At 43.1% G+C, this 16,051-nt stretch carries 6 protein-coding genes; 5 read left to right on the top strand and 1 reads right to left on the bottom strand.

Annotation, left to right across the window (positions count from 1 at the left end):
* The first annotated feature begins 1,003 nt into the window (after positions 1-1,003).
* Together V7K41_RS22500 and V7K41_RS22495 are read left to right on the top strand one after the other, a co-directional pair.
* Positions 1,004-5,314 carry an ATP-binding protein gene (locus V7K41_RS22500; protein WP_334851778.1) on the top strand — a complete coding sequence of 1,437 codons (4,311 nt, stop codon included), beginning with the start codon at positions 1,004-1,006 and terminating at the stop codon, positions 5,312-5,314.
* A gap of 824 nt (positions 5,315-6,138) precedes the next feature.
* The gene (locus V7K41_RS22495) at positions 6,139-8,358 is read left to right on the top strand and encodes an EAL domain-containing protein (RefSeq protein WP_334851777.1); all 2,220 of its coding nucleotides are present in this window, start codon (positions 6,139-6,141) and stop codon (positions 8,356-8,358) included.
* Between the two features lie 495 nt (positions 8,359-8,853).
* Here V7K41_RS22495 and V7K41_RS22490 read toward each other — a convergent pair whose 3' ends face one another.
* A complete protein-coding gene (locus V7K41_RS22490) occupies positions 8,854-9,795 on the bottom strand; it encodes an N-acetylmuramoyl-L-alanine amidase (RefSeq protein ID WP_334851775.1) in 942 nt (313 codons plus the stop codon).
* A 559-nt stretch (positions 9,796-10,354) separates the two neighbouring features.
* Between V7K41_RS22490 and V7K41_RS22485 the strand changes: the two genes are divergently transcribed.
* The 3 genes from V7K41_RS22485 (at position 10,355) to bchH (ending at position 15,921) form a co-directional block, all read left to right on the top strand.
* Entirely contained in the window at positions 10,355-11,509 is a 1,155-nt protein-coding gene (locus V7K41_RS22485; RefSeq protein ID WP_334851773.1) for an L-histidine N(alpha)-methyltransferase, read from the top strand.
* Positions 11,510-11,517: 8 nt separating this feature from the next.
* Positions 11,518-12,126: a hypothetical protein gene (locus tag V7K41_RS22480; RefSeq protein WP_334851771.1), complete on the top strand. Its 609-nt coding sequence runs from the start codon at positions 11,518-11,520 to the stop codon at positions 12,124-12,126.
* A gap of 84 nt (positions 12,127-12,210) precedes the next feature.
* The gene (gene bchH, locus V7K41_RS22475; protein WP_334851769.1) at positions 12,211-15,921 is read left to right on the top strand and encodes a magnesium chelatase subunit H; all 3,711 of its coding nucleotides are present in this window, start codon (positions 12,211-12,213) and stop codon (positions 15,919-15,921) included.
* Positions 15,922-16,051: the final 130 nt, after the last annotated feature.

The raw sequence follows: 16,051 nt of genomic DNA, 5'->3' as shown, positions 1-16,051 counted from the left end.
AGCAGGGAGCAGGGGGAAAGAGGGTTTTAAGATTTTTGCATAGATGCCTGGAATAATAACTAATCAAGCGGACATGATATTACGCTCTGTACAAATTAATCATGGTATGTATTCACAAAAATAGGTCGTTTCAGATCTTTATTAATTGTTCTTTGACGATCGATAAACCCGCGCTCTAAGGGCACAGCATTGCTCATAGGTGTCAACTTAACGTATAAGCTAGATTTGGCGTTTCCAGGTTTGATATCATGTCCGGTTAATTAGTTATTATTCCCGTAATCTATGCAGAAATCTTAAAACCCTCTTTCCCCCTGCTCCCTGCTCCCTGCTCCCTGCCCCCTGCGGTCTTAATGATAAGTCTTTCACCGGACATGATATGACCCTCACCCCCAACCCCTCTCCCAAAATTGGGAGAGGGGAGCAAATTCTCTAGTTCCCCTTCTCCCAAGTTGGGAGAAGGGGTTAAGGGATGAGGGCAAAACGTCCTCTCAAAGCAGATTTTTTCTTAAGTTGACACCAATGAGCATTGCTGTGTCCCTACGACAGATGTGGTTTTTCAAGCCCTTCATACTTTGTATTTTGCGTCAATGCGTAAGTCCTAACTTAGAATGCTTTAATTCCCCTCCTTCAAAGTTTCGTCGGCAGGGGAATTTTAGCGCGACCCATTAAAACCCGTTTGCTTGACCTACAGCGTGCCAAACGCTTGTGGCTAGCGATCGCCGTTGCAACATTATGGATTGTCTAATGAGAATCGCCCTTGGTAGCTTGAAATATCGATGATATAAAGGAGACAATAAAAATAGCAAAAGTAGAAACTTGCCACGAAAAGGCAATTTCAATGTTTTGAAAAGTCACAGCATTGGCATCTCACGCTGTATATGCCTTTGAATATCCTTTAAAATGAATGTTTAGAAGTGTAAAGGTCTGATTTATAGAGGATTTTTCCTAACAGACAACCACCGATGTAGCCTATAACCAACACATGACCAATCGAGAGGAATTAATGAAGAACGAGTCAACGTTAGCAAGCAACGCCGACGTAAATTTCCTTATCGGTGGGGGTGAAATGGGTGCCAGGATGCGAGAATACGATTGGTCAAAAACGTCCCTTGGCCCAACACAGCAGTGGCCACAGAGTTTGAAGACTGCCGTGCGGATTATGCTAACTTCCCGTCAACCCATGTTTGTTTGGTGGGGCGAGGAACTAATTAACCTTTACAATGACGCTTACAAAGCTATTATTGGCGGCAAACATCCAGAAGCGCTTGGGCAGCCAGCTTCATACGTGTGGCGGGAAATTTGGGATCAGGTTAGACCTCGAGCCGAATCAGCGATGCTGAAGAATGAGGGTACTTACGACGAAGCCCTGCTGCTAATTATGGAGCGCAACGGCTATCCAGAGGAAACCTATTATACTTTTTCATACAGCCCGGTTCCTAATGACCAGGGCAACACAGGTGGGATCATTTGCGCCAACACAGACGATACGCAGCGGATTATCAGTGAGCGTCAGTTGGCACTTTTGCGCGAACTCGCGGCGAGGACGGCAGACGCGCGGACATTCGATGAAGCCTGTACGCTAAGTGCGAGTTGTCTGGAGAGCAATCCTTACGATCTCCCTTTCGCAATGATTTATCTGGTCGATCCCGATAAGCAGGAAGTTTTTCTGGCTGGAACGTGCCGTATTGGGCAAAATCACGTAGCAGTTCCAAAAACAGTGGCTCTCGATGCTGATTGCGTTTGGCCCTTTGCGGAAGCGATCAAAACGCATCGGCCAAAAGTAATTTCTGATTTGGAAGTGTCTTTTAGTAGTCTACCCTGTGGTGTTTGGCAGCGATCGCCCCATCAAGCGATCGCAGTACCCATCGCCGCATCTGGTCAAACCGGAAAAGCTGGTATATTAATCGCTGGTTTGAACCCCTTCAGGCTATTCGATGACAATTATAAAGGATTCATTGATTTAGTTGCGGCTCAAATTGCAGCCAGCATCGCTAACGCCCAAGCCTACGAGGAAGAACGCAAACGCGCTGAAGCCTTGGCAGAAATCGATCGCGCGAAAACTGTCTTTTTTAGCAACGTCAGCCACGAGTTCCGTACCCCACTCACCCTGATGTTGGGGCCATTAGAAGACACCTTAACCACTTGTGCCACCCTGCTTCCAGCCAAAGAACGAGAGCAGCTAGAAATGGTGCAACGCAACGGACTCCGGCTGCTGAAACTGGTCAACAGCTTGCTAGATTTTTCACGCATTGAAGCTGGAAGGGTTCAAGCTTCTTATGAACCCACCAACCTTACCACCTTCACCGCAGAACTAGCTAGTGTATTTCGTTCAGCAGTAGAACGGGCAGGGATGCAGTTATCAGTCAATTGTCCTTCCCTGCCAGCACCAGTGTATGTAGATCGAGAGATGTGGGAAAAAATTGTTCTTAACCTGCTCTCGAATGCCTTCAAGTTCACGATGACTGGAGAAATTGCGGTCAGTTTGCAGTGGTTAAATGACCATATTGAGTTTGCAGTCAAAGACACAGGCATCGGTATCCCAGCCGCAGAAATCCCCCACCTTTTTGAACGATTCCACCGCGTCAAAGGGGCGCAAGGACGCACTTTTGAAGGGTCAGGAATTGGATTGTCACTGGTGCAAGAATTGGTGCAAATGCATGGTGGAAGAGTTGATGTTACCAGTCTTCTCGGAGTAGGCAGTTGCTTTACTGTGTCAATTCCAACAGGATATGCTCATTTACCTCCAGACCGGATTAGGGCCCCGCGAACTTTAGCTTCAACCGCATTAGGGGCAACACCCTATCTAGAAGAAGCCCTGCGGTGGCTACCACAAGAGGGGACTGGGGACTGGGGACTAGGAACTGGGGAAAGGGAAATGGGAAAATGGGAAACTGGGGAAAGGACAAGGAAAGAGTTTTCCCAATCCCCAATCCCCATTACCCCTTATCCCCAGAGGGGGCCCCACCTTCCCCAATCCCCAATTCCCCGGATTCTTCTGGCTGATGACAACGCAGATATGCGCGATTATGTTAAGCGATTATTAAGTCAGCAGTATGAGGTGGAATCAGTGCCGGACGGTTTAGCTGCTTTAGATTCTGCTCGTGGACGTGTCCCAGATTTGGTACTGACAGATGTAATGATGCCTGGATTAGATGGCTTTGGACTGCTGCAAGCATTACGAGCCGATCCGCTGACGCAAAAAGTTCCCATCATCCTGTTGTCGGCACGAGCGGGGGAAGAGGCACGGGTGGAAGGGTTAGAAGCGGGAGCCGATGATTATCTGATTAAACCTTTCTCTGCCCGTGAATTGTTGGCGCGGGTAGAGGCAGCCCTAAAAATGGCTCGTCTCCGCCAAGAGGCAATGGAACGCGAGCAAGGGTTGCGAATTGAAGCTGAGGTCGCCAAAGCACACCTAGAGACTGTCATAGCTGGCATTCAAGACCAGTTCTTTGTGTTGGATCGAGAGTGGCGTTATACCTTTGTCAACGATCGAGTCGCAGAAGTTGTTGGCATCCCAAAGGAAGAGTTGCTAGGTAGGATCGTTTGGGAAGTTTTTCCAGATGTGGTTAAAAGCGAGTTTGATACCGAGGTTCATCGGGCGATCGCACAAAACACCGTTGTTCAGTTTGAATACTTTTATCCAGCTTGGCAGCGCTGGTTTGAAAATCGCATCTACCCCTTTGCTGAAGGAGTAAGCATTTTTGTTACAGACATCAGCGATCGCAAACAGGCAGAGAAAGCACTTCGGGAAAGCGAAGAAAAGTTCCGCAACATGGCTGACAATGCTCCCTTCATGGTTTGGGTGACAGACACCAATAGCTACTGCACCTACCTTAGTCAAAGCTGGTACGATTTTACAGGTCAGACCGAGGAAATGGGTCTGGGATTTGGCTGGTTAAATGCTGTGCATCCAGAAGACTATAATGACGCCAGGAATGTTTTTCTGGAAGCTAATCAAAGCTGCTCGGCCTTCCGTTTGGAGTACCGCTTGCGGCGCAAAGACGGTGAATATCGCTCTTGCATCGATGCCGCTAATCCGTGGTTTGGGGTAGACGGTGAGTTTAAAGGTTACATCGGCTCAGTAATTGACATTACCGAACGCAAAGTCGCAGAAGCCGAACGCGATCGCCTCCTAGAACTTGAGCAAGTTGCTAGAACTGAAGCTGAAAGAGCCAACCGGATTAAAGATGAGTTTTTGGCGGTACTTTCCCATGAATTGCGATCGCCTCTCAATCCGATTCTTGGTTGGGCGAGACTCTTGCAAACTCGTGAGTTTGAACCAACTGCGCTGAAGAAAGCGATCGCAACTATCGAGCGGAATGCTCAATTACAAGCTCAACTAATTGAAGATTTGCTCGATGTCTCTCGGATCTTACAAGGCAAGCTCAACCTGAAGATGTTACCTGTCAACCTAGTACTTGTGATTGAGGGGGGATTGGAAACAGTCCGTTTGGCAGCAGAAGCTAAAAATATTCAAATTCAGACGCTGCTGGATGCTTCTTTCGGGCAAGTTTTGGGTGATTCCGGTCGTTTACAACAAGTTATCTGGAATCTCTTATCGAATGCCGTTAAATTCACTCCTTCAGGAGGAAAAATTGATATTCAACTAGAGCGCGTTGACACTCAAGCTCAGATTACCGTCAGTGACACAGGTAAGGGAATCAGCCCTGACTTTCTGCCTTATGTGTTTGAATATTTTCGTCAGGCTGATAGTACAATAACCCGAAAATTTGGTGGCTTGGGGTTAGGGTTAGCAATTGTCCGTCATTTGGTAGAATTACATGGCGGCACGATTTGGGCAGAAAGTTTAGGTGAAGGGCAAGGAGCTACTTTTAGAGTCAGGATACCACTAATTAAAAAAGATTTAACTCCAAAACAACACATAGATATTGCGGCATTAAATCCTTCTTCTCCGACTGAAATCCTTGCAGGCATCCAAATCTTAGTTGTAGATGATGACGATGATACCCGTGACTTCCACACATTTTTACTAGAACAGGCTGGAGCAATGGTGACAGCAGTGACATCAGCAAAAGAAGCATTGCAAATTTTGGCAGAGTCAGAACCAGATATGCTGCTCAGTGATATTGGGATGCCAGAGACAGATGGCTATATGTTGATGCGCCAAGTTAAAGCATTGCAGGCAAACCAAGCCAAACAAATTCCGGCGATCGCTTTAACTGCTTATGCCGGAGAAATCAATCAGCAACAAGCGCTTGAATCAGGGTTTCAAAAGCATCTGTCCAAACCCGTCGAACCAGATGAGTTAGTCAAGGCAATTGCAACTCTAATTGGTCGAAGTAGGAATGTCTGAGTGTTCAGTTGCGGTGCATAAACTGCGTAAATATCTCTACACGAGGAATTGATAAATTTATACGTGGAAGAAATACCAACATTATATCAATTTGAAAAAAGAATGCGACAAATAGATCGTTTGTAGAGACGCGATGAATCGCGTCTTTACCCAAAGATGTGTTGCAATCATTAATTGAATTGGTATTAGATATTTATTATTTATTTTCCCCAAACCATTCAATAGACCACTTGCACGAATGCAAAATTTGCCCACCCTGCGGGATCTTGCTACATCCCCCAACCCCTTCTTCCAAAATTGGGAGAGGGATTTAGGGTGAAAGCTCTTTGATTCATAGCTTAATTTATCGTAAATAAAAGGGTTTAAGACCCCTACCTCTACAGGTAGCCCTAGTTTCAGTCGGGGTTTAAATCCCCGTCTGAAATTGTCTTTAATTTTGAATTTTGAATTTTGAATTTTGAATTGTTAATAACTTGTTTCAAATATTTTGCTTTTTATTGAATTAAATTCATTCTTCAAAAAGATATATTTACTCTAAATTAATCTCGCTAATAGTTGTTTCCAATCTGGCTAATTTTGCCTTGGTTTCGTAACTTAAATTGTTGAGCGGACTCCTCGTTCTGTTGCTTGATTGCACAAAACATATCGGCAATTACTTGGGGTTTTAGTATAAATTTTGGTATGTGTTGCAAAGTCACTTACTCAGCTAAATTATTCAGTATACTTAACTCATCAAATCTTCATGTATTTGAAGTGTAGTTTATCTTTTACAGTAAAAATAGTGGGAATAATAGAATAAATCGGATTGAGCAAATTATTTAGCTATGAGCCAAATATGTCCTATCTCCAAAACCTGTGCTTGTCGCAATACTGCACGCTGCCGGACTAAGGAAGCAGGTAGGCTCTTTCTCTGGTTCCCCGTTTCACATACCCTGATAAAAGTCACCTCCTACCTACAGCAGTTTGCCCTTAAGTATGAACTGATGCAGGAGCGACCAGGTTTGAGTTTGGAGTGTAGACCCGGGCAGTCCCTAGAAATTGCTCGTAACCTGGCCAAACTACTTGCACCAAGAGAATTAAAAGAGACGCAAGTCCTTTTCATTGAAGGCACTTTCCAACCACAACTCCATGATTTTAGTGACATAGCCTCATTACAACGCTTCATTAAGTTGAACCAATCCGACTGGCTGGTTGAAATGCTGGCAACAGAACGATTCACCAGTTACTTCCAACCAATTGTCTCAATTAACGATACCTCGCAAATTTTTGGATATGAATCGCTCTTGCGAGGGCTGGATGAACAAGGCAATTTAGTGCTACCGACACCAATTCTGGAGTTAGCAACCGAAGCCGGACTTATACCACAACTCGACCAAATTGCTCGCCTTAGCACAATCACTCAATTCAGCCGCTATCAAGTGAGTGGGCACATCTTCATCAATTTTGCACCAACGTCACTTTATGACCCAGTTTTTTGCCTACGTAGTACGGTAGAAGCAATTGATACTGCCGGAATTTCGCACGATCGCGTTGTTTTTGAAGTTGTAGAATCAGACAATCCTCAAGATTTAACCCACCTGAAGACAGTGCTTAAATACTACCGGGATGCTGGGTTTTTAGTCGCTCTTGATGACCTTGGTTCTGGCTATTCCAGCCTAAACTTGCTGCATCAGTTACGTCCAGACTTTATCAAGCTGGATATGGAATTAATTCGAGATGTACATCAAGACCTTTACAAAGCTTCAATTACCGAGAAACTTCTAGAGATTACTCAAAAGTTAAACATCCAGACCGTTGCTGAAGGAATTGAGTGCATTGAGGAACTGAATTGGTTGCGAGAACGAGGTGCAAATTTTGCTCAAGGCTATTTGATTGGTCAACCCAATGCAGTGCCTGTCACTACAACCCCTTACTTTGAGCAGATTGCGCTAACTGTAGCATCGACACATTCTCAGCTAGTTGAGCAGCGTGTCCAACACCAAAGCGAACCTGAGCGAATTGTCGCATCTGTGACGCAGCGCATTCGCCAATCCTTGGAGTTAGACGAGATTTTGCAAACCACAGCAGCCGAAGTGCGACAACTGTTTGAGGTAGACCGAGTGGTGATGTATCAGTTTAAGCCAGACTGGAGTGGGTTAGTCGCTGTAGAATCCTTAGCAGAAGGGTGTATGTCGATTTTGGGATTTCACGTCATGGATACCTGCTTTCAATCCACGCGTGCAGCTTACTATCAACAAGGTAACAGCAGAGCGATCGAAAACATTGAAAATGCGGGTCTATCACCATGTCATGTTGACCTCCTTCGGAGTCTGCAAATCCGGGCAAACCTTGTCGTACCAATTTTGCAGCAAGGTTGTTTGTGGGGACTATTGATTGCTCACCAATGCCGTCATCCCAGACAATGGCAGCAATCGGAGATTAACTTGTTTAACCAGTTGGCAGGTCAAGCTGCGATCGCTATTCAGCAATCAGAACTTTACCACCAATTACAACAAGCAAACCAGGAATTACAGCGCCTTGCCTGTTTTGATGGTCTAACCCAAGTGGCAAATCGCCGCTGCTTTGATGACACATTAAACACGCAGTGGCAACGGTTGGCACGAGAGCAAGGCTCCCTATCTTTGATTTTGTGTGATGTCGATTACTTTAAGCTTTACAACGATACGCATGGACATCTGGCAGGAGATGATGCACTTAGACAGGTTGCTAAGGCAATCTCTCAGACAGTTAAACATTCCGCTGATTTAGTTGCTCGTTATGGCGGAGAAGAGTTTGCAGTTATTTTGCCGAATACTGATATTGAAGGGGCCATTGCAGTTGCAAGAGATATTCAGACCAATATTAGTGCATTACAAATGCCTCATTCCCATTCTCAGGTCAGTGAATTTATTACCCTAAGTCTTGGTGTGGCAACCATCACTCCTCATAGCCAATTATCTCCTGCAATCTTAATTGCTGCTGCTGACCAAGTACTCTACCAGGCAAAAGCACAAGGAAGAAATTGTGTGGTGCAGATGGATTGTGAGAATGCTAATATTAAATAAGCTGATACGCTTGTAAGTTGCATAGTTCAAATCGCTACAAAGATGTAAAAACGCGGATACAGCAGTTTTCGTTTGGATGAAGTACAAAGTCACTAGTTTTGAGGCAGGAGGCAGAAGAATAATTTAATTTTTGAGTCCTCGGTTTTGTACCTCACTTAGTTGCAAACTGCTGTATACGGGGACGAAAAGACACATTAACCCACTATTACTAATCATTTTTTATTGGGATTATTTAGCACATAGGCAATGATTTAAGAATTAGAAATTGTGCCAGACTGATTGACAGTTTATGTGCTTGCCAAAGATGTTATAGACAAAAATATAATTGTAAGTTTGCTAAAATTAACCTCTTCACTTATTCATTAAGCAAAACATTTCTGTTAGCGGATAGCTAGGGTTTAGCCCGTTCCGAGTTCTGAGTAAAGAAGTTAGATTTCCAACTTCTTTACTCAGCACTCCTACTACCCCAGTCTCTAATCTCTAGTCCCCATCAGCCTAACCAATTAATTTCTGCCAGCTAGCAGGTCCAATAATTCCATCAGCATCTAAACCATTTTGCTTTTGAAAGTTCTTAATTACAACCTCTGTTTGCGGTCCGTAGACACCATCATTATCAACACCTAAACGGTATTGCAAGTATTTGACAACTGCATTACCAGCATGGTTTGGTCTAAGTATTCGTTTTGCCAAAATTAGATTTATGGCATTCCATGTAGCTTCGTTAGCAATTCCAGTCGACTGAACCCCAACAATAGTCTGAAATTTTTCTACAGCAGATTTGGTGTTAGCCCCTGTGAAGCCATCTTCCACTAACGCCTTACCATTTTTATCAGTTATTTTTAGTAGATTTAAGGCTTTTTGCAGTCTGAGAATCGTGGTATCTACATTATCTTCTTCATCTGGTACAGGGTTAACAGGAACACTTGCCACTTTACCAGTTAAGCCTTTGACAATTGCATTAGCCATTGCTTCAGGATTAAAAAGATTCATATCTTTTTGCGAATCGACAAAGCAACCTTCTACAAGAATCGCAGGCATATCGGTATTTTTTAGAACAAACAAGTGGGAACCACTCTTAACACCGCGATTAAAAAATCCTAACTTGACGATTTCATCTAATACAGGTTTAGCGATTTTTCTACCTGTATCGCTAGTTGCAAATACTTCTGTGCCATTAGCTTGCCCGTTAAAGGAGTTAAAATGAATCGAGACGTAAATATCTACTTTACTCGCATTAGCTGTAGAACATCTTTTTGAGAGTGATTCACGTACTGTACTAGCACTACTTGGTTTACATACTACGACTTCATTTCCTAAAGCTCTTAACTTGGCTATAACTCTATTACCTACATCTAGAGTTAAATTATCCTCAAATTTGATTCCTCTAGCTCCTGTGTCTGGTGGACAATTGTGCCCGCTATCAATTCCGAATTTCATTATTTAATCCTCAATTTACTTGTTTTTACACTCGTTCAAAACTCTTATAATTATATAGACAAAGTTTGGTTAATAGCTTTGTTTAAATACTTGTTAGCAATGGTTGCATTATTTTCAGCATTACTACGCTATTAGACCAAATAAGTTTTTGTGCAAACTTGAACAGGAACTTTTATTTGGTAAAATCCCCTAATTCAAAGTCATACTGTAACCAAAAACACAACTATTATAAGTTATCAATATCGAGAATAACCAGTAAATTTTTGCAATAAATTGAAATTTAGTAATTGCCTCCATTCTTTAGATAATAACGCTTTGTAAAAGTGGAAAGCCATGACAAAAGTACTTAATTAGATGCCCAAATCCCGAAACCAAACGCACTCCCTGATGTGAACCTGGGTTTATAAGGTCGTAAACCCTTGACAGACTCTACCCTTGGCTTCCTGTTAACCCTGAGCAGCTTAACACATAATGCTTTACAGTATTAATGAATACGCGATCGCTTCTAGACATTTGTGCGAGATTTATCAGATAAACTGCTCAATAAACGAGGCTCAACATGGGATCTTTAAATTTTGTGAAGCTACTGGAGAATTCCATCAATGAACCCAGCTTAGGCTGGACTCTGTGTTTTATAGGGGAAGATCAATCTAACAAACTTGCAGAACTCACGCAGGAATTGAGAGGAGAATTTTCTGCAACAGGCGATGGAAAAGAGATTTTGTCGGGTTTTTCCTATTGGGGAATAGGCCCAACGATCGCCTGGGATCATGCCTGTAACGATCGATTCTATCTCGTGATGAAAGAGAGTATAGAGTCTTTTAGATATCGATGGCATCAAATTAATGCTAATAATATCAAAGATCAGAAATATCATTATGTAAGTTTGGGTGTAGGCACGGGTGAAAAAGACCAACACATTTTAAGTTTATTGTTTAACGCAAATCCCGATTTCCTCTACTTTCCAGTTGATATGAGTTCGGAGATGTTAAGGTTAGGTGTACAACGGGCAACAAGAGGATCGCAATTGCAAGGTAGCCATGTGTTGCCAATTCAAGTTGACTTCTCAATTGAGAGAAATGTTGACGAGTTACGAAAACTACTAGATAGAGTTATCAATAACAGTCCCGTGCTATTTTCGTTATTGGGGAACACATTAGCTAATTTTCAACAAGACACAGAACTATTGCGAACTATTTCTAAGCTAATGCGACGTGAAGATAGGCTACTCTTAGAAGTAGCTATTACTGAGGAATTAAGCGAAGAAGCGGCACAAAATGCGGCGAAAGAATACGCAAAAACTAGATCGTTTAAAGAGTTTGTCACCAGCGCCTTGCTGCAAAATACTGACTTACATATCAACTTAGATAGTGTATTTTTTGACGGGACTGTAGAAGCTGATAGAGGAATTTTAATAAAAATCCTCTATCGCAATCTAACTGGAAATAAAATTGAAGTTATGTTACCTGACCGATCGGTAATGAATTTTGAAGACCAAGATACGATTCGTTTATATCTGACTCGGAAATATACTTCTAATGGCATCGATAAAACTATATCAGACTGTAACCTGGTGCTTGTTGATAGGCTATACACAGTATTAGAACCACGTTTAAAGAATGGATTTGGCATGGATTTAATCTTAATTGCCCCTGAATCTTCAGGAATTAACAAGAATTCTTCTGTAGCAGATGATATATGGTCTAAACGGTAAGATGTGATATGAGTATAAAAAACCTAGTGACCTTTATCACGTTTTTCCCTCTACTTCTGGGATTTATTCTAGCTGGCGTCTGGTGGACTCAGGCAGGAACTTTTGAACCACTACTGACAGGGTTGGGATTATTAGCAACAATTACCGGGATTTTTGGCGAACGATGGGCATCAGCTAACGAAAAGAGGATAGAATTTCTGCGTGCCTTACTGAATGAGTGCAGATCGAATGAGGTAATTCTATCTGATAGCCGCTTCAACCCCAACTCGCATAAGCCGGGACGACCAATAGTCTTTCCGCGATTAATTATATCTGTTACCGAAACCGCGATCGCATCTGATGTCTTTGCAGAACGTCAAGATAGAGAGTTGTTTTCGCTTCTACATCAATGGCGGCATACTGCTAATGAGTTTAACCGGAGATTAGATATTACCGAGTTGCGTACATTCACAAACCTGTCACCACAAGAAATCCGTTCACTATACGAAGCGCTACAGGAATCAAAAGAGTTCAATGATGCACTTAATTTGACTCAACACATCACAACTTTTTTGAAATCAAAATATCCAAAAGGCAATGGTGATAGTGAAGTTCTAACCCCTTCAAGGAACTACTGACTGAAATCTGTGGGTAGATATTTAACAATCAGCCTGAAAGCACGTTTAAAATTTAAGTAAAGAAATATTTCGTAGCTTACAGGCATGAAACGCATCGTCTTGGTTGCTGGGTTTGAATCATTCAACGCTGACTTGTATAGAAAAGCAGCCTTTTTGGCTAACTCTCGCTGTCCTGAGTTGGATATTCGGGTATTTAGCGATCGCGATCTTACCAACAAACGCACCGAGGTAGAAGCAGCACTTGATAGCGCTGATGTGTTTTTCGGTAGCCTACTATTTGATTATGACCAGGTTGTGTGGTTGCGCGATCGCATTTGTCAAATTCCCATCCGCCTAGTCTTTGAGTCAGCCTTGGAATTGATGAGTTTAACCAAGTTGGGTGACTTTGCTATTGGCGACAAACCCAAAGGAATGCCCAAACCAGTTAAATTCATCCTTGACAAATTTAGCAACGGACGAGAAGAAGACAAACTTGCTGGTTATATCAGCTTCTTAAAAATTGGTCCCAAACTACTGAAATATGTCCCCGTGCAAAAAGTCCAAGACTTACGCAACTGGTTAATTATCTATGGTTATTGGAATGCTGGCGGCCCAGAAAACGTCGCTTCATTATTCTGGACACTGGCAGAAAAATACTTAGGTTTAAAAGTCGGCGACATTCCCCCGCTAGTCGAAACCCCCAACATCGGATTACTCCATCCCGACTATCAAGGGTTTTTTGAATCACCAAAAGCATACCTGGAATGGTATCAGAAGATCCCCTCTAGCCCCCCTTATAAAGGGGGGAATATTAGCCCCCCTTTTCAAGGGGGGTTGGGGGGATCTAAAGCCACAAAACCTGTTATCGGAATTCTCCTCTACCGCAAACACGTCATCACCAAACAACCCTACATTCCCCAACTAATTCGCAGTTTTGAAACAGCCGGGTTGACTCCTTTACCCATCTTCATCAACGGCGTAGAAGGACACGTGGCGGTACGAGATTTAATGACAACCGACTATGAAATTCAGCAACGACAACTAGGTAATATAGAAATTCCCTCACTATCAAGTGAAGCAGTAAAAGTAGATGCGATCGTTTCGACAATTGGCTTTCCTCTGGTGGGTGGCCCGGCTGGTTCAATGGAAGCAGGCCGTCAAATAGAAGTAGCAAAGCGCATCCTCACTGCTAAGAATGTACCTTATATTGTTGCTGCACCATTATTAATTCAAGATATTTCCTCGTGGACGCGCCAAGGTGTCGGCGGATTGCAAAGTGTGGTGTTGTACGCATTACCAGAATTGGATGGGGCTATTGATACTGTTCCTCTCGGTGGTTTGGTGGGTGAAAATATTTATCTGGTTCCCGAACGGGTGCAGCGATTAATTGGTAGGGTAAAAACTTGGGTGGCTTTGCGGCAAAAACCTGCATCAGAACGCAAGATTGCGATCGTTTTATATGGGTTTCCTCCAGGTTATGGTGCTGCGGGGACAGCTGCATTATTAAATGTGCCGCGTAGTTTGCTGAAGTTTCTCCACGCACTCAAAGAACAAGGTTATACCGTGGGAGATTTACCAGAAGATGGGGAAGAATTGATTCGCTGGGTGAAAGAGGCGGATGAAATTGATGATACAAAAAATATCCCCGCGTCTATTAACGTCCGTACCTTAGAAAAATGGCTGGGATATCTGCAAACTTCCCGTATTGAAAAACAATGGAAATCTCTCACGGGAACTGGAATTAAAACTTATGGCGATGATTTTCAAATTGGCGGTGTGCAATTAGGCAATGTGTGGATAGGTGTGCAACCACCTTTGGGGATACAAGGCGACCCGATGCGTTTAATGTTTGAACGGGATTTAACGCCACATCCGCAATATGCTGCTTATTATAAATGGTTACAAAATGAGTTTCAAGCTGATGCTGTAGTTCACTTTGGAATGCATGGGACGGTGGAATGGTTGCCTGGTTCTCCGTTAGGTAATACAGGTTATTCTTGGTCGGATATTCTGTTAGGAAATTTGCCTAATCTATATATATATGCGGCGAATAATCCGTCTGAATCGATGTTGGCAAAACGTCGCGGTTATGGTGTGTTAATTTCTCATAATGTACCGCCTTATGGACGCGCAGGTTTGTATAAGGAGTTGGTGGCGTTGCGAGATTTGATTTCGGAGTATCGGGAAGACCCGCAAAAGAATTATGTTTTGAAGGAAGGGATTTGTAAAAAAGTTGTGGACTCTGGGTTGGATGCTGATTGTCCGTTTGAGGATGCTAAGAAGTTGGGGATTGCGTTTACTCCCGAAAATGTGCGGATGTTTAGCGGTCATGCTTTTGATGATTATTTGGTGGAGTTGTATGAATATTTGCAGGTTTTAGAAAATCGGTTGTTTTCTTCGGGGTTGCATACGTTGGGGGAAAAGCCGAATGAGGAGGAGTTGGGGTCTTATTTGGAGGCTTATTTTGGAGACGAACCGCAGAGGCGCAGAGAACACAGAGAAGAGGAGGAAAAGCAAATCACGGATTTGTTGATGCAATCTACGGATGAGTTAACGAATTTGTTAAGGGGATTGAATGGGGAGTATATTCCGCCTGCGCCTGGTGGGGATTTGTTACGGGATGGGGCTGGTGTTTTGCCGACTGGGAGGAATATTCATGCTTTAGATCCTTATCGAATGCCTTCACCTGCGGCTTATGAACGGGGACGAGAAATTGCTCAAAAAATTATTGTGCAGCATTTGGATGAATATGGGAAATATCCTGAAACGGTGGCGGTGATGTTATGGGGATTGGATGCGATTAAAACTAAGGGCGAATCTTTGGGGATTTTGTTGGAATTGGTGGGGGCTGAACCTGTTAAGGAAGGAACTGGTAGAATTGTTCGTTATAAATTAAAGTCTTTGGCGGAGGTTGGACATCCCCGCATTGATGTGTTGGGTAATTTGTCTGGGATTTTCCGGGATAGTTTTGTCAATATCATCGAATTATTAGATGATTTATTTCAACGGGCGGCTGATGCTGATGAACCGGAAGATCAAAATTTTATTAGGAAACACGCTTTAGCTTTAAAAGCCCAAGGGGTGGAAAATGCATCGGCGAGATTGTTTTCTAATCCGGCAGGTGATTTTGGTTCTTTGGTGAATGATAGGGTTGTGGATGGAAATTGGGAATCTGGTGAGGAGTTAGGCAATACTTGGCAAAGTCGCAATGTGTTTAGCTACGGGAGAGAAGATAAAGGTCAAGCTAGACCAGAAGTTTTGAATACGTTGTTAAAAACTAGCGATCGCATTGTTCAAGAAATCGATTCGGTAGAATATGGTTTAACCGATATTCAAGAATATTACGCTAATACGGGCGGTTTGAAAAGGGCGGCAGAAAAACAAGGCGGGAAGAAGGTTACAACCAGTTTTGTAGAAAGTTTCTCGAAGGATACTACACCGCGCAATTTAGATGATTTGCTGCGAATGGAATACCGCACTAAGTTGGTAAATCCCAAATGGGCGCAAGCGATGGCGAATCAAGGTTCTGGTGGTGCTTTTGAAATTTCCCAACGGATGACGGCGTTGATTGGTTGGGGTGGTACTGCCGATTTTACTGATGATTGGGTTTATGACCAAGCGGCAGATACTTATGCGTTAGACGCAGAGATGGCGGATAAATTACGTAAAGCAAATCCTGAAGCTTTTCGCAATATTTTAGGGAGAATGTTGGAGGCGCATGGACGGGGTTTTTGGGAAGCTGATGATGATAAATTAGATAAGTTGCGGCAATTATATGAATTGACAGATGAGGAGTTGGAAGGGGTCGTAGTCTAATTCGGTATAAATACTGGATTAATATCTAAATTATCTATAGCAACCGCCAAGGCGGTTTGGGCATAAACTAGAAATAGTTTCTTTCCTTTTGCTGGGAGCGCGATCGCTGTACATATGCCGAAACCCTACA

It is taken from the genome of Nostoc sp., from assembly GCF_036917415.1.
Classification (GTDB): Bacteria; Cyanobacteriota; Cyanobacteriia; order Cyanobacteriales; family Nostocaceae; genus Nostoc.
The sequence above is the reverse complement of the archived record's forward strand: the minus strand, read 5'-3'. Positions and strand labels throughout refer to the sequence as shown.